The sequence below is a fragment of the Blautia glucerasea genome (assembly GCF_020537505.1).
In the GTDB taxonomy this organism is placed as follows: Bacteria; Bacillota; Clostridia; order Lachnospirales; family Lachnospiraceae; genus Blautia_A.
Window position 1 is genome coordinate 19540 of the sequence record NZ_JAJBMO010000011.1, and the last position, 15506, is coordinate 35045.

The window sequence follows — 15506 nt, forward strand, 5'->3', positions numbered from 1 at the left end:
AAATGCAATAATCGTATAGCAGTTGTTACTAAAAATTCAAGCTTTATGCTAAAATATAACTTGTAGGAGAAAAATCATGGGAAAATTATTTGACGTATCACTTGTATTCACATCCATTCCGGAATTACTGGAAAAATTACCGATCACTCTGGAGCTGGCATTGCTTTCTATGCTTCTGGGACTGATCCTGGGACTGGTGATGGCGATCATTAAAATGCGAAAAATCAAAGGACTGACACAGTTTACCAACCTTGTGATCTCCCTTTTACGAGGAACTCCTGTAATTGTACAACTGTATGTAGCATTCTTTGGAATTCCTATGATTTTTAAAGCAATCAATCAGAAATTTGGAACAAACCTTGCAGTAGCAGACATTCCCGGAATTGTATATGCAATGGTTGCACTGGGACTGAATCAGGCCGGATTTATGGCAGAGATCATCCGGTCAGCTCTTCAGTCTGTGGATAACGGACAGATTGAAGCAGCACACGCCCTTGGAATGACTTATCCACAGGCACTTCGCAGAATCATTCTTCCGGAGGCAATTGAGGTGGCACTTCCCACATTAGGAAATTCTCTGATCAGCATTATTAAGGGAACTTCACTGGCTTTCACCTGCGCTGTTGTGGAGATTACTGCACAGGGCCAGATCATTGCAGGAAAAACATACCGCTATTTTGAGGTGTATATTTCACTGGCAATTATTTACTGGGTGATCACCCTGATCATTGAGCAGGGCATCCGCATTATTGAGAATAAAATCCGCATTCCGGATCAGGTAGAGCTGGTAAACGTGGACGGGGAGGACAATACAAAATGATACAGATCGATCATTTATCCAAAAAATTTAATGAAAATGTTGTTCTGGATGACATCAGCCTGAATATTAAGAAAGGTGATGTGGTAGGAATCATTGGTCCTTCCGGAACTGGAAAATCCACACTTCTCCGCTGCGTGAACCGCCTGGAAACACCGGAAAAAGGAATCGTCACAATCGGAAAGAAAACCATTGACCTGTCTGAGAAAAAGCCGAAAGATCTTCTGTATCTGAGACAGAATACAGGAATGGTTTTCCAGAGATTCAATCTCTTTGAGAAAAAGACAGCTCTTGAAAATGTAATGGAGGGGCTGATCGTAGTTAAGAAAATGCCGAAGGAGCAGGCAAGAGAGATTGCTGTAGAACAGCTGAAGATGGTTGGAATGGCACCATGGGCAAACCATTATCCGAAGCATCTTTCAGGCGGACAGCAGCAGCGGGTGGCTCTGGCCAGAGCCCTTGCAATGAAGCCCCAGATCCTGCTTCTGGATGAGCCAACATCTGCATTGGATCCAGAGCTGGTAGGAGAAGTGCTGGACGTAATCCGTAAGGTTGCAGCCCAGGGATACACCATGCTTCTTGTTTCGCATGAGATGAACTTTATCCGTCATGTGTCCAACCGGGTGATCTTTTTAGACAAAGGACATGTGGTGGAGGATGGCACACCGAAGGAAGTATTCGAAAATCCCCAGAATCAGCGTACGCAGGAATTCTTCAGAAAAATGAACATCATGGCTCAGCCAGAATACATTATCTAAGCGGGCGTAGCACGATTAGATAATGTCTACGCAAACGTAGCGTAAGCGGAGTTCGCGGTTCCCGTCTTACACAGGAAGTTTGAAAATCTAAAAGGAGAATAAAACAGCTGTGATAAAGCAGCTGTTTTTGCAGTTGATATGAGAAAAAACGAAGAAATCACAAAAGTATTTAAAAAACTGGTCTCTATCGATTCCCCATCATTAAAAGAGCGGGAAATGGCAGATTATTTAAAAAAATTGTTTGGAGAAATTGGCGTTGAAATGGAGGAGGACAATAGCCAGAACATAACCGGTTCCAATGCTGGAAACCTTTTTGCAAGACTAGACGGAGAAATTGGCTCCACACCTCTTCTTTTGGGGGTGCACATGGACACGGTAGAGCCATCCAGAGGGAAAAAAGCTGTTTTTCATCCAGATGGTACTGTTACAAGTGACGGAACTACAGTCCTCGGTGCAGATGACCTTGCAGGCGTGACTGCAATCTATGAGGCTGTCCGTTACCTGAAAGAGCAGAATATTCCGCACCGAACCATAGAAATTCTCATTACAACTGGTGAAGAACTATATTGCAAAGGTGCCAATGCTTTCGATTACAGCAAAATTCAGTCAAAAGAAGCCTACGTCCTGGATCTTAGTGGAAAAATCGGCGCAGCTGCCTATGCAGCTCCTACGCTGATTTCGTTTGAAGCAAGCGTACAGGGAAAAGCAGCTCACGCCGGTTTTTATCCGGAAAAGGGAATCAACAGCATTCAGGCGGCTGCCAGAGCCATTGCCCGTCTTTTCCAAGGCAGGATCGACGAAAATACAACAGCCAATATTGGTCTCTTTTCCGGAGGTACCGGAACCAATATTGTGCCGGAAACCTGCACCGCGGCAGGTGAGATCCGCAGCCTGGACCATGAAAAAGCCATGAAGATCTTAAGCGAATACCATCAGGTTTTCCAGGAAGAGGCTGAGAAATCTGGTGCAGATTTAAAATGGGAAGAGAAGCTGAACATTATCGCATACGAAACCTCTCTCAATGGAAAAACAGCTGGGAATTACCGAAAGGCGGTGGAAAAGGCCGGGCTTCCAACGAAATATGAGAAAACCTTCGGAGGAAGCGACAACAATGTATTTGCCCGGCATGGAATCGAAGGACTGGTGATTGCAACGTCCATGAATCAGGTGCATAGCTGCTGCGAATATTGCAGCATTCCGGAAATCAGACAGGTATCGGAAATCCTGGTGAATTTGTGTGAAATATAAATTGAGAAAAAATAACTTTACGTGATACCCCTTGTGCAGAGCCAATGAATAAGGAAAATCTGCTTAAGGGGTATTTTAAAAATTAGAGATATAGATAGCCTGGAGAGTATGGGAAAATATGGATAGAGAAAAATACAATCCGGACTATTATTTGTGGTAAGATTCTTGTATAATATTATGAAAGTCAGAACTGTTGCGTGAAATTATGGAAAATTGTGATTCTTGAGCAACATGAAGGGTACTGCTAGGGAGGACGTGAACAGCAGTGCATCACTCTATAGGGGAGGAGGAACATACATATGGATAAAGATGTTCCGGTTTCCGTCTGGCCAGAATGGAAACTTGTAGAGAAAATAGGGGAAGGTTCTTTTGGAAAAGTATATAAAGCGAAGCGGACAGAACGGGGCCGTTCTTTTTATTCCGCCATCAAGATCATATCAATTCCAGGAAATAAAGGGGAACTGGACAGCGTACGGTCTGAGATGAATGACGAACAGTCTACCAGAGAGTATTTTCGCAATCTGGTGGAGGACTGTGTCCAGGAAATATACACCATGGAGCATTTTTGCGGAAATTCCCATGTGGTTTCATTTGAGGATTTCAAGATCGTGGAATACTTAGATGAAATTGGCTGGGATATCTTCATACGAATGGAATATCTTACCAGCTTTATGGATTACTGCACAGGCAAGGAACTTACGGAGAAGGAAGTGATCAAGCTTGGCTGTGATCTTGCCATGGCGTTGATCTACTGTCAGAAGTTGAAGATTATCCACCGGGATGTGAAGCCGGAGAATATTTTTGTATCCAGATTTGGAGACTTTAAGCTGGGAGATTTTGGAATTGCCAGGGAACAGGCACACACCATGAGTAATATGTCCAAGAAGGGAACCTATTCCTACATGGCGCCTGAGATCTACAAAGGGGAGAAGTACGACAGCAGTATTGATATCTATTCCCTTGGAATTGTGCTATATAAGCTGATGAATCAGAACAGGTTGCCATTTCTTTCTCTGGATAAGCAGTTGATCACATACCGTGATAAGGAGGCTGCACTGGCAAGGAGGATGGCAGGGGAGAAAATGCCTGCACCATCTAAGGCAAGCGCCGCTTTTTCCCATATTATACTGAAGGCATGCGCATTTGATCCGAAGAAACGCTACAGAAGACCGGAGGATATGCTTCATGATCTGGAGAGTCTGCGGATCGCTCCTGTGAATGCAGCAAAGGAATGGGAGAAATCCCAGTGGGAGCTGGCAAATGCAGGAGAGCTTGAACGGGATCAGCGCAGGTATGCACCCATGGAGTCAGGGAAAGATGAGATGGAGCGGACCCATGTGGCAGCAGAGCCGCAGATTGAGAAAATTGTCCGGGAAGAGGAAGCACAGAATAACAATAATGCAAAGGCTTCCGATGTAAAATCCAGACCAGTCAGGGCAGAGACTCCTGATAGGAAGCGCCCAGAGTGGGAAACTAAGGAACGGGAGCGGCGGATTTCGCCTTGGACGGTTTCCCTTACCGTTGTAGCACTGGCGGCGTGTATTATCCTGGGTGTTTATATGAAGCTGATCCATGATGAGGAACGCAAGGCGCAGAACTCGGAGGCGGTTATGGAAGTGCTGGAGGCAAATGACAACAGTACGGCCCAGATCGACGAATTTTCCACCGCTATTCAGACCATTAAGGAGCAGGCAAACACCATTGTAAGTGAACTGTCTGACTGCAGGGAGGTTGGCAAGGAAGGCGACCGTTTTCGCTACTATGACAGCGATGGCAAGCTGGTGAAAGCATTGATCTATCCGGAGACTTCAGAGGACGGCGTTTACGAGGAATACTATTACTGGGATGAGCGGCTGTTCTTTGCATATGTATGGACTGGTAATAAGAAGGAATTGTATTACTACGATAAGCGTGGCAAGCTGATCCGATGGATCGATACAGATGGAACTGTCCATGACAAAGAGAATGACAGTACCGAATATACTAAACGAGGCGAGAAATACTGGAAGAATGCGCTGGAACAGCTGGATGAATAAACACGCTCTGGTGACAGGCGAAGAGGGATGGAATGACATATCACATTAACTATGCATATACCTGCCATGTAGGTAAAGTGCGACCAAATAATGAAGACAATTTCTGGTGCTGTGGGGAGCGGCTTCCTGTCAGTAATCAGGGAATAGCGGAAATCCGTGCAGGAATCCGGCTGCGGGAGAGCCTTCCAGTGCTGGCTGTTTTTGACGGCATGGGAGGGGAAAGCCAGGGAGAAATGGCAGCAGGGCTTGCTTCTGAGGCTCTGGAGAACTTCTATAAGGCAAATAAGGGCATGCTGCGCAAGACACCGGAGCTTTTTCTGCGGGAAGCCTGCAGGGAGATGAACCAGGCAGTTTGTACCTATGGACGGGAACAGCGGATCAGTGCCATGGGAACAACAATAGCTATGATCGCTTTCGGGAATAAGGAAGCTCATATCTGTAATCTGGGTGACAGCAGGATCTATCAACTGTCTGGAACTGATTTTTCCCAGATTTCCAGGGACCATGTGTTAAAGAGCTATCGGTTTGGAAAGGCACCTCTGACACAGTTCCTTGGAGTGGAAGAGACGGAAATGAAGCTGGAACCGTCTATAGGGACACTTCCCTATCTGGATGGCGACCGCTATCTGCTTTGTTCGGATGGAGTGACCGATATGCTGTCTGACAAGGAAATAAAAGAAATTTTGCAAATGGAAGGCACGGTGAGGGATTTGGTTCAGACTCTTCTGGAAAAGGTTTTGGAGAAAGGTGCCAGAGATAATACCACGATCATTCTCTGTGAGGTAAAGCAGGATGAGCGGCCTTTATTGACCTGGCTTTTACAGAACCGAAAATAATGTAACGGTCGGATGGATGGACTGTTATAAGGTAACAAGAATAGAAATGGCGGTGAGTTGTGATGAAAAATCGTATGCAGGATCTTGATTTTGAACAGACAGTGGCATTTGACTCGGTAAAGGATTTTGAGTTTACCAGAAGGGCTGCACAGAGATTTCGGCAGGTGGTCAGCCTGGATGGGTTTGAGGACGAGGATGCGGATGTAATTTTTCATTATTTATACAAAGAAATGGAGTTGGTTTCGTTTGGAGACCATCTGAAACGATATATTTATGAGAGAGCCGGACTGGAGGAACCTTTTGGGGAGGTGCCACAGGAGGTTTACCGGGATATTGCGGTAGATTCTTTTAAGGAAACGTACACCCCGAAGTCTATGAATCCTACCTCCACCAAGCTCCCAGCACTTGTGAACAATTGGCTTACCCAGGCTTCCGTGAAGCGTGAGACTGTATTTTTGCTTGGCTTCGGGCTTCGGATGAACGCGGAGGACGTTTCAGATTTTCTAACCCGGGTACTGAAGGAGCAGGATTTTGATTTTCACAATCCGGAAGAGGTGATCTACTGGTATTGTTATACCAGACAGCTGCCTTACAGCAAGGCAGAAGAGTATAAAGAGATGTACAAAACCATGGAACCAGCCGGGGACAAGGGCAAAGTAGAGAAAGTAATCAGCGGTGATTTTACCATTGACACGGAGGAGAAGCTTCTGCAGTATCTGGCGTGCCTGAAGGCTGGCTGGGATGATCCCATGAATGAGAAAAGCCAGGCGTTTCAGGAGTTTTCGAGACTTCTGGGGCATGCGAAGAGGATTATTGCTGCTATGTACCAGAAGGATGAAGAGGAGAAGGGCAGGGATAAGATCTGGAAGCCGGAGAATATTACGCCTTCGGATATTGAGAAGGTTATCTGCAATGGCATCCCTATCAATCAGATGGGAAATCTGAAGAAGATGTCTGCATCTATTCTTGCCAAACATTTCAGCCAGAAACGGTTCAGTAGACAGAGAATTACGAATATTCTGAATCATAAGTTCCCGGTAGAGCGGTTTGATCTTCTGACTTTGGAGTTTTTTATTGTGTCCCAGGAGATGGAGGATGATGATCCTTATGACAGATATCATCATTTTATTGAAGAAGCGCAGGGAATTTTGAAGAAGTGTGGGATGAGCGAGATTTATATTGTGAATCCTTATGAATGTTTTCTTCTTATGTGCCTTCTTACGGATTGCCCGTTGGCAGTTTTCTCGGAAATATGGGAAATGTCCTACGAAGAGAACGGGGACGAGGAGTAAATTGGAGCCATGATATTGTGAATTGGTACCGCATGTAAGGGCGTGAATTCCTACTTCACTGATATCATGGCTCTTTTGTTTGGAATAAAATAATTTGTTAATTGATTAACGGCTAAGTTTAATCATTGTAATATAGGTAAATACTGCGGCTGAGCTGGGCGATGGTAGATTGGGCGTCGCCGGCGCTGGTGAGATTTTGGGAGAGGAAGACGATAACCAGATCGTTTCCGCCCTGGGTGTTGTACAGGATTCCGGCATCGTTTTCTACATCGGAAAGCTCTCCAGTCTTGTTGGCCACGCTGACACCCTCTGGCAGGGCTGCGGGAATCTTGTTGCTTCGCTGCTGCTGTTTCAGAAGAGCGTACATATCTTCTGCGTGGGAAAGAGACTGGGACTGGGCTGTGCCAGTGCAGATCTGGTAGATCTCTTTCAGGAATTTTCCACAATCATAGGCAGAAGTGTAATTATCCCCAAATTCATTGCTGGCCAGGAGCAGGCGCCCCATAGAAGTGCTGGTGTAACCGTGAGCCTGGCAGAAGCTGTTTACTTTCTGCATACCAGCTGTGCTGTCCCCACTGCCCAGGCAGGAAACCAGGCTGTTGGCAGCGTCATTGTCACTGACGGTGATCATAGGTGTGAGATAACCGTCTAGTGCAGCAGAACCATACTGCTGGGAAAGCGCATCGTAATTCTCATAGACAGCTCCCATAATAAAAAGCTTGATCAGGCTGGCAGCCTGCATTGGTGTATCGTTAATGGAAGCTTCGGAACCGCCTGCAAGATCACAGATATAAACACTCCAGGAACCGTTTCCGGTGGGAAGCTGGGAATTGATCTGGGAGATCAGGGTGTCCATTTTTTCATCTGATCTGTTGTCAAATGCAGAGCTTCCGTGTGAAGGGGAGATTACTCCGTCATCAGAGATTTCAGGAGTTGTGTCCGCTTTGGCAGTGGAGACGGAGGAAGCACCTTTCCCATGGGAATTGTCCTGTTCCTTGGAAGAAGCAGCTTTTTTGGAATCATCTGTTTCTGAGGGAGAAGCTTCAGAACCTTTGGAATGAAATTCTGTGGACTGGGAAGAACCAGCCTGTTCTGCTTCAGGGGCTTGGGAAGGTCCAGCTACTTCTGGATCAGAAGATTGTGAAGGTCCGGCTGTTTCTGAATCAAAGGAAGCCTGAGCCGGACCGGCGCTTTTCTTTTGGGAAGGTCCCTGAACGGAAGTATCCTCATTGGAACTTTTACTGCCAGAAGATTCAGCCGCAGAAATTTCATCTTCGGAAATAAAACCATCCTGCTCAGAATTATTGAGATCTTCGTCTCCTGAAGTAAATCCGGCGATTTCACTGCTGTCGGAGTCCAGGGGCTGGGAGACAGCAGGATCATTTTGGGCTAGCTGTGTACTGCGCTGCCTGCTATGGGCAGAGAATGTGAGATAAAGAATGATGAGAAGCAGTATCACCGCAACAATGCTGAGGAAGATCAGCAGATAAGAAGAGGTGCGCTTCTTTTTTTTATTTTTCATGAGTTCTCCTTTCAAATAAACGAGACGTCTGATAAGACGTAAATTTCGTAACTATTGCACAGCATTTTTTTCTGCAAAGTATTGGTCAATGCCATCTGCAATTCCAGATGCCATAGTTTCCTGAAAATCGGAATCACTCATTTTCAGATCGTCCGACTCGTTGGTCATAAATCCCATCTCTACAATTGTTACAGGAATGGTACTCCAGTTGATCCCGGTCATATTGTCAGCGTAAGTTACCCCACGGTTATCGAATCCGGTTGCATCACAGTAAGCGTCCAGAATGCACTGGGAAAGCCTGTCTGATTCCTCGTAAAGCTGCGGTACATAAGGGTTGGAAGAAGAGGGAGAGATGGTGAGGGCACCGGCAGCAGAGGAAGATTCTGCACCGTTGGCATGAATTCGCACATATATTTCTGCCCCCTGGTCAGCGACATATTCTGCCCGCTCCTTATTGCTAATAGCAGTGTCATTATCGGTTCTGGTGAGAACGGTCTCATAGCCTCTGTCCTCCAGGATCTTCTGCAGCTTCAGGGAAACATCCAGGTTCAGCTGATACTCCGGCAGTCCGGAAAAAGTCCCCTGGGTTCCGGTGGAGGCCTTCGCCTTCATCTCTGTGGAACCTGGCCCAAGGGGCTCCAGGTCGCTCATGTCTACGTTCGGTCCCTGATGACCGGGATCAATGCCAATGATGTGTGCGGATGGTGTCTGGGACACCTGAAGCTGGCCAGAAGCCTCCGCCTTGACTATAGAAACACCTGTCAGACTGGCAGCAGATAAAAAAGTAAGAACCACAGCGGCTGCTCTGGTTGAAAAATTCCATTTATCACATAGTTTTTTGAAATGCATATACATGCTCCTGTTCGTGGTAAGTCTTTTTTCTTATTATAATAATGCCAGGAGTGTAATGCAATGTAAAATTCGGTTTTCACAAAAAGGGGGAATCGCTATTACTATAAGCAGGAAGTGTTTCTATGGCAATCGTAAAAGAAGAGTGATACCAGAAAATAGTTTGGGTTTGGAATGGCAGTGATAAAAATGTATTATAATAAGAAGTAACGTATTTTTAGTTCACCGTGATAAATTGTAAAAACCTTGAAAAAATAAGGAAAAATTGCAGAAAAACACCTTGACAGAGATATGCAGACAGGATATAATCAAAAAGCGTGCGAAATAAGGCATTTTTTTCCGCGCTTACTAAGATAATAGCAACCGCAAGGAAACCCCATAGAAGAATCTATGGAGAAATAAATCGGGAGGTGAAATGGAATGCCAACATTCAACCAGTTAGTAAGAAAAGGACGCCAGACAGCTGTTAAGAAATCTACAGCTCCGGCTCTGCAGAGAACTTATAACTCTTTAAGAAAGAAAGCAGTTGAGCAGTCTGCACCACAGAAACGTGGCGTTTGCACAGCTGTTAAAACAGCTACTCCTAAGAAGCCTAACTCAGCTCTTAGAAAAATCGCCAGAGTTCGTCTTTCCAACGGAATCGAAGTAACAAGCTACATCCCAGGAGAAGGTCACAACCTTCAGGAGCATAGCGTTGTTCTGATCCGTGGAGGAAGGGTTAAGGACTTACCTGGTACAAGATACCACATCATCAGAGGTACTCTTGATACCGCAGGTGTTGCTAACAGAAAACAGGCCCGTTCTAAATACGGCGCTAAGAGACCGAAAGTTAAAAAATAATCCATCCGTATTGCTGCGGAGACTATAGAGATTTGTACGGTATTCCATATACCCTGTCGGTTGCGGGTTAAATATAGGACCATTACCAGTGCGAACATGCAATAGTTTACTGCGTGAGTACCGATGAGATAATCAGGATGATTAAGGAGGGAAGTAACGTGCCACGTAAAGGACATACTCAGAAAAGAGACGTTCTGGCAGACCCGATGTACAACAATAAAGTTGTTACAAAGCTTATCAATAACATCATGTTAGACGGTAAGAAAGGTGTTGCACAGAAAATTGTTTACGGAGCATTCGCCAGAATGGAAGAAAAATCTGGCAAGCCAGCAATTGAAGTATTTGAAGAGGCAATGAACAACGTAATGCCTCAGCTTGAAGTTAAAGCAAGACGTATCGGTGGAGCTACTTATCAGGTTCCGATCGAGGTAAGAGCTGACAGACGTCAGGCTCTGGCTCTTCGCTGGATCACCATGTTCTCCCGCAAGAGAGGCGAGAAGACCATGGAAGAGAAACTGGCTAACGAGCTTATGGATGCAGCCAATAACACCGGAGCATCTGTAAAGAGGAAAGAAGACATGCACAAGATGGCTGAAGCAAATAAAGCATTTGCTCACTATCGCTTCTAATCAAGGAGGAAAATCCATTGGCTGGAAAAGAAGGTAGAGAATACCCGCTCGAGAGAACCAGAAACATTGGTATTATGGCTCATATCGATGCAGGTAAGACAACTCTTACAGAACGAATTCTGTACTATACAGGTGTCAACTACAAGATTGGTGATACTCATGAAGGTACTGCTACCATGGACTGGATGGAGCAGGAGCAGGAGCGTGGTATCACAATCACATCCGCTGCAACAACATGTCACTGGACACTGGAAGAGAACTGTAAACCGAAGCCAGGCGCTTTGGAGCATCGTATCAACATCATTGATACCCCAGGCCACGTAGACTTTACTGTTGAGGTTGAGCGTTCCCTTCGTGTACTGGATGGCGCTGTCGGCGTATTCTGTGCAAAGGGTGGTGTTGAGCCACAGTCTGAAAACGTTTGGCGTCAGGCTGATACCTACAATGTACCACGTATGGCATTCATCAATAAGATGGACATCCTTGGTGCAAACTTCTACGGCGCAGTAGAGCAGATCAAGACTCGTCTTGGTAAAAATGCAATCTGCCTGCAGCTGCCAATCGGAAAAGAAGATGACTTCAAGGGAATCATCGACTTATTCGAAATGAAAGCTTACATCTACAATGATGAGAAGGGCGATGATATCACTATCACCGATATCCCTGAAGACATGAAAGAAGATGCTGAGCTTTATCATACAGAACTGATCGAGAAAATTTGTGAGCTGGACGACGATCTCATGATGGAATATCTTGAGGGAGAAGAGCCAAGCACAGACAGACTGAAAGCAGCCCTGAGAAAAGGTACATGCGAGTGTACAGCTGTTCCGGTATGCTGCGGTTCTGCATATAGAAACAAAGGTGTTCAGAAACTTCTGGATGCTATCCTGGAGTACATGCCTGCTCCAACAGATATCCCGCCAATCGATGGTGTTGACATGGATGGAAACCCGACCGTGAGACATTCTTCTGATGAAGAGCCGTTCTCCGCTCTGGCATTCAAGATCATGACAGACCCATTCGTTGGAAAACTTGCATATTTCCGTGTATATTCAGGAACAATGAATTCCGGATCTTATGTATATAACTCTACAAAGGGCAAAAAAGAGCGTGTTGGCCGTATCCTTCAGATGCATGCTAACAAGCGTATGGAACTGGATAAGGTTTACTCCGGTGATATCGCTGCAGCTATCGGATTCAAATTCACCACAACTGGTGATACAATCTGTGACGAGCAGCATCCGGTAATCCTTGAGTCCATGGAGTTCCCGGAACCAGTTATCGAGCTGGCTATCGAGCCTAAGACAAAAGCAGGACAGGGTAAACTGGGTGAGGCTCTTGCAAAACTTGCAGAAGAGGACCCGACCTTCCGTGCACATACAGATCAGGAAACAGGACAGACCATTATCGCTGGTATGGGTGAGCTTCACCTTGAGATCATCGTTGACCGTCTTCTTCGTGAGTTCCACGTAGAGGCTAACGTAGGTGCTCCTCAGGTTGCTTACAAAGAGACAATCACCAAGGCTGTTGATGTAGATAGCAAGTATGCTAAACAGTCCGGTGGTCGTGGACAGTATGGTCACTGTAAAGTTAAATTCGAGCCTATGGATGCCAACGGCGAAGAACTGTACAAGTTCGAGTCTACTGTTGTCGGCGGTGCTATTCCGAAGGAATATATCCCGGCTGTAGGAGAAGGTATCGAAGAGGCTATGAAGGCTGGTATCCTTGGTGGATATCCGGTTGTTGGTGTACATGCAAATGTATACGATGGATCTTATCATGAAGTCGATTCTTCTGAGATGGCATTCCACATTGCAGGTTCTCTTGCATTCAAGGATGCTATGCAGAAGGCAGCTCCAATCCTTCTTGAGCCTATCATGAAGGTTGAAGTAACCACACCAGAGGATTACATGGGTGATGTTATCGGTGATATCAACTCCCGTCGTGGTCGTATCGAAGGTATGGATGATATCGGCGGCGGTAAGATGATCCGTGGATATGTTCCGCTTTCCGAAATGTTCGGATATGCAACAGATCTTCGTTCCAGAACTCAGGGACGTGGTAACTACTCCATGTTCTTCGAGAAATACGAGCCAGTTCCAAAGAGTGTTCAGGAAAAAGTTCTGGCAAAGAAAGACTGATTTAACTACAAGTTGAATTAGGATTTTATATAAAACAATAAAAAGCTTGCAAATATCCTTGATTTGCAATATAATCAAGGATAGCAAGTTTAAAATCGATATGGCGCTCTATTTTTATAGAGAATGAGCCAACTAATCAAGGAGGACATTTTAAAATGGCAAAGGCTAAGTTTGAGAGAACAAAACCGCATTGTAACATTGGTACTATTGGACACGTTGACCATGGTAAAACAACTTTAACAGCAGCTATCACAAAAGTTCTTGCTGAAAGAGTTCCAGGAAACGTAGTAGAGAACTTCGAAGATATCGATAAAGCTCCAGAGGAAAGAGAGCGTGGTATCACAATTTCTACAGCACATGTTGAGTATCAGACAGAGAAGAGACATTATGCACACGTTGACTGCCCAGGACATGCTGACTACGTTAAGAACATGATCACTGGTGCAGCTCAGATGGATGGTGCTATCCTTGTTGTAGCAGCTACCGATGGTGTTATGGCTCAGACTAAAGAGCACGTTCTTCTTGCTCGTCAGGTTGGTGTTCCTTACATTGTTGTATTCATGAACAAATGTGATATGGTTGACGATGAAGAGCTTCTTGAGCTGGTTGAGATGGAGATTCGTGAGCTTCTTTCCGAGTATGACTTCCCAGGAGATGATATCCCGGTAATCAAAGGTTCTGCTCTTAAAGCTCTTGAGGATCCAGCTGGTGAGTGGGGCGACAGAATCATGGATCTTATGGATGCTGTTGACAGCTATATCCCAGATCCACAGCGTGACACAGATAAACCATTCGTTATGCCTGTAGAGGATGTATTCTCTATCACAGGACGTGGAACAGTTGCTACTGGTAGAGTAGAGGCTGGTGTTCTTCACGTATCTGATGAGGTTGAGATCGTTGGTATCAAAGAAGAGACTCGTAAAGTAGTTGTAACTGGTATCGAGATGTTCCGTAAACTTCTTGATGAGGCTCAGGCTGGTGATAACATCGGAGCACTTCTTCGTGGTGTTCAGAGAAACGAGATCGAGCGTGGACAGGTTCTTGCTAAACCAGGAACAATCACATGCCATACAAAATTCACAGCTCAGGTTTACGTTCTGACTAAAGACGAGGGTGGCCGTCATACACCATTCTTCAACAACTATCGTCCACAGTTCTACTTCAGAACAACAGACGTTACAGGTGTTATCAACCTTCCAGAAGGAACAGAGATGTGCATGCCTGGAGATAACATCGAGATGACAATCGAACTGATCCACCCAATCGCTATGAGCCAGGGTCTTACTTTCGCTATCCGTGAAGGTGGACGTACTGTAGGATCAGGACGTGTTGCTACAATCATCGAGTAATTTTAGCATAACATCTTAAATTATATATATTGAGTACCGCAAGGTACATGTGTCCAAACGTAAGATACCCCGGAACCGCAAGGTTTCCGGGGTTTTTCTGTTGAACAGAAGATTAAAATAAGGCTGTAAAGAATAGCGAATAAATTAAAAACAGGCAGGTATAGGAAGAAAATGAAAATCTTCGCATATCTGCCTGTGATACTGTTATGATACTATTTCTGTTCGTTATTGGAAAATTTCTGTGTTAAAAGTTCATCTCGTTTACGGATTCGTGTCTCAAAATCCAGTTCTTCAATTTCTTTATGGGTGACAGGTTTGGAAGTGTAGTATTCCAACGTCTGCTTTTTCCACATATCAAACATATCTTTGCCTGTGAAATAAGATTCCAGGCTTTCTCTGTTCTCCTGCAGATCAGCAAGAAAATTACACATATCTGCGTTTAAAGAATGTTCAGGATCATTTCCATAAAAGCGAAGTCCGGCATACCATTTCTGTGTTTCTGTTTCTATATCACCGGGAAGTTTATTATTTATATCCAGTTCATACCGGAGTTCATTGGATTCATTCATCTGCAGTAAAACCCAAAGAATATCGCTGAGAGTAGAAATCTGTACTTTATTTTCAGATAATCCAAATAACCAGTCCAGTGAGACATGAAATTTCTGAGCAATAGTCAATAACACATCATTGGAGGGAGTAACCACACCATTTTCATAACTGGATAAAGTTGACTGACGTATACCAATAGCTGCGGAAAAGTTTTTTTGATTCATCTTCAGATCAGTTCGCAGCTCTTTTATTTTTTCTGAAATAGATGATTCCTGCATATTATCCACCTCCTTAAAAGCTATGATTAGTATATCACAAATGATAAAAATCAACAATATAGAAAAATATCATTCATGATGATAAAAATTATTGACAATGATTATTTAAAATGATATAGTATCAGTGAAAATGATAATTATAGACAAGGAGGAAATGATATGCAGAGACAGAACTATATGATTACAGCGGAAGAAGTTGCAGAGAGCATGGGGATTTCACTTGGATATGCTTACAAGCTGCTTCGCAAACTGAACAAAGAGCTTGCAGATCAGGGATATGTAACCGTTGCGGGCAAGATACCGAGGGCATTCTGGGAAAAGAAATTTTATGGATATTCCCAGATTGCAATGTAAGGGGGTGA

General features: G+C 44.7%; 14 protein-coding genes. 11 read left to right on the top strand and 3 right to left on the bottom strand.

Annotated features, from left to right (window positions below; translation table 11 throughout):
• Positions 1 to 76: 76 nt before the first annotated feature.
• The 6 genes from LIQ05_RS10520 to LIQ05_RS10545 all read left to right on the top strand — a co-directional run bounded on the left by LIQ05_RS10520 (position 77) and on the right by LIQ05_RS10545 (position 6987).
• Positions 77 to 820, top strand: coding sequence for an amino acid ABC transporter permease (locus tag LIQ05_RS10520; RefSeq protein WP_226820498.1), 744 nt, complete (start codon positions 77 to 79; stop codon positions 818 to 820).
• Positions 817 to 1575, top strand: a complete 759-nt coding sequence (locus tag LIQ05_RS10525) for an amino acid ABC transporter ATP-binding protein (RefSeq protein ID WP_226820499.1) — start codon at positions 817 to 819, stop codon at positions 1573 to 1575. Before LIQ05_RS10520 ends, LIQ05_RS10525 begins: the two co-directional genes overlap by 4 nt.
• 138 nt (positions 1576 to 1713) lie before the next feature.
• A complete protein-coding gene (locus LIQ05_RS10530) occupies positions 1714 to 2823 on the top strand; it encodes a M20/M25/M40 family metallo-hydrolase (protein WP_226820500.1) in 1110 nt (369 codons plus the stop codon).
• Between the two features lie 299 nt (positions 2824 to 3122).
• Positions 3123 to 4859, top strand: coding sequence for a serine/threonine-protein kinase (locus tag LIQ05_RS10535; protein ID WP_226820501.1), 1737 nt, complete (start codon positions 3123 to 3125; stop codon positions 4857 to 4859).
• A 32-nt stretch (positions 4860 to 4891) separates the two neighbouring features.
• Positions 4892 to 5695 carry a PP2C family protein-serine/threonine phosphatase gene (locus LIQ05_RS10540; RefSeq protein ID WP_226820502.1) on the top strand — a complete coding sequence of 268 codons (804 nt, stop codon included), beginning with the start codon at positions 4892 to 4894 and terminating at the stop codon, positions 5693 to 5695.
• Positions 5696 to 5757: 62 nt separating this feature from the next.
• Positions 5758 to 6987 (top strand): hypothetical protein, encoded by a 1230-nt coding sequence (locus LIQ05_RS10545; RefSeq protein ID WP_226820503.1) that lies wholly within the window; start codon positions 5758 to 5760, stop codon positions 6985 to 6987.
• 118 nt (positions 6988 to 7105) lie between these two features.
• Here the strand turns inward: LIQ05_RS10545 and LIQ05_RS10550 are convergent, their stop codons facing one another.
• Both LIQ05_RS10550 and LIQ05_RS10555 read right to left on the bottom strand, forming a co-directional pair.
• Positions 7106 to 8509, bottom strand: a complete 1404-nt coding sequence (locus LIQ05_RS10550; protein WP_226820504.1) for a serine hydrolase — start codon at positions 8507 to 8509, stop codon at positions 7106 to 7108.
• A gap of 51 nt (positions 8510 to 8560) precedes the next feature.
• Entirely contained in the window at positions 8561 to 9358 is a 798-nt protein-coding gene (locus LIQ05_RS10555) for an N-acetylmuramoyl-L-alanine amidase (RefSeq protein ID WP_226820505.1), read from the bottom strand.
• A 420-nt stretch (positions 9359 to 9778) separates the two neighbouring features.
• On the opposite strand from LIQ05_RS10555, the gene rpsL reads away from it, so the two are divergent.
• The 4 genes from rpsL to tuf all read left to right on the top strand — a co-directional run bounded on the left by rpsL (position 9779) and on the right by tuf (position 14317).
• Entirely contained in the window at positions 9779 to 10198 is a 420-nt protein-coding gene (gene rpsL / locus LIQ05_RS10560; protein ID WP_117854826.1) for a 30S ribosomal protein S12, read from the top strand.
• A 158-nt stretch (positions 10199 to 10356) separates the two neighbouring features.
• Positions 10357 to 10827, top strand: a complete 471-nt coding sequence (gene rpsG, locus LIQ05_RS10565) for a 30S ribosomal protein S7 (protein WP_207664929.1) — start codon at positions 10357 to 10359, stop codon at positions 10825 to 10827.
• 17 nt (positions 10828 to 10844) lie between these two features.
• On the top strand, positions 10845 to 12968 hold the full coding sequence (fusA, locus tag LIQ05_RS10570; protein WP_226815287.1) for an elongation factor G: 2124 nt from the start codon (positions 10845 to 10847) through the stop codon (positions 12966 to 12968).
• 155 nt (positions 12969 to 13123) lie between these two features.
• The gene (tuf, locus tag LIQ05_RS10575) at positions 13124 to 14317 is read left to right on the top strand and encodes an elongation factor Tu (protein WP_226820506.1); all 1194 of its coding nucleotides are present in this window, start codon (positions 13124 to 13126) and stop codon (positions 14315 to 14317) included.
• A 212-nt stretch (positions 14318 to 14529) separates the two neighbouring features.
• Here tuf and LIQ05_RS10580 read toward each other — a convergent pair whose 3' ends face one another.
• On the bottom strand, positions 14530 to 15144 hold the full coding sequence (locus LIQ05_RS10580) for a helix-turn-helix domain-containing protein (RefSeq protein WP_070100139.1): 615 nt from the start codon (positions 15142 to 15144) through the stop codon (positions 14530 to 14532).
• A gap of 159 nt (positions 15145 to 15303) precedes the next feature.
• Between LIQ05_RS10580 and LIQ05_RS10585 the strand changes: the two genes are divergently transcribed.
• The gene (locus tag LIQ05_RS10585; protein ID WP_055053915.1) at positions 15304 to 15498 is read left to right on the top strand and encodes a hypothetical protein; all 195 of its coding nucleotides are present in this window, start codon (positions 15304 to 15306) and stop codon (positions 15496 to 15498) included.
• Positions 15499 to 15506: the final 8 nt, after the last annotated feature.

Excerpts from the sequence above, each read along its gene's own strand:
- LIQ05_RS10550 (WP_226820504.1), bottom strand. The coding sequence starts at position 8,509 with ATGAAAAATAAAAAAAAGAAGCGCACCTCTTCTTATCTGCTGATCTTC.
- rpsL (WP_117854826.1), top strand. The coding sequence starts at position 9,779 with ATGCCAACATTCAACCAGTTAGTAAGAAAAGGACGCCAGACAGCTGTT.
- LIQ05_RS10520 (WP_226820498.1), top strand. The coding sequence starts at position 77 with ATGGGAAAATTATTTGACGTATCACTTGTATTCACATCCATTCCGGAA.
- LIQ05_RS10580 (WP_070100139.1), bottom strand. The coding sequence starts at position 15,144 with ATGCAGGAATCATCTATTTCAGAAAAAATAAAAGAGCTGCGAACTGAT.
- tuf (WP_226820506.1), top strand. The coding sequence starts at position 13,124 with ATGGCAAAGGCTAAGTTTGAGAGAACAAAACCGCATTGTAACATTGGT.
- LIQ05_RS10535 (WP_226820501.1), top strand. The coding sequence starts at position 3,123 with ATGGATAAAGATGTTCCGGTTTCCGTCTGGCCAGAATGGAAACTTGTA.
- LIQ05_RS10525 (WP_226820499.1), top strand. The coding sequence starts at position 817 with ATGATACAGATCGATCATTTATCCAAAAAATTTAATGAAAATGTTGTT.
- LIQ05_RS10545 (WP_226820503.1), top strand. The coding sequence starts at position 5,758 with ATGAAAAATCGTATGCAGGATCTTGATTTTGAACAGACAGTGGCATTT.
- LIQ05_RS10530 (WP_226820500.1), top strand. The coding sequence starts at position 1,714 with ATGAGAAAAAACGAAGAAATCACAAAAGTATTTAAAAAACTGGTCTCT.
- LIQ05_RS10540 (WP_226820502.1), top strand. The coding sequence starts at position 4,892 with ATGACATATCACATTAACTATGCATATACCTGCCATGTAGGTAAAGTG.
- LIQ05_RS10555 (WP_226820505.1), bottom strand. The coding sequence starts at position 9,358 with ATGCATTTCAAAAAACTATGTGATAAATGGAATTTTTCAACCAGAGCA.
- LIQ05_RS10585 (WP_055053915.1), top strand. The coding sequence starts at position 15,304 with ATGCAGAGACAGAACTATATGATTACAGCGGAAGAAGTTGCAGAGAGC.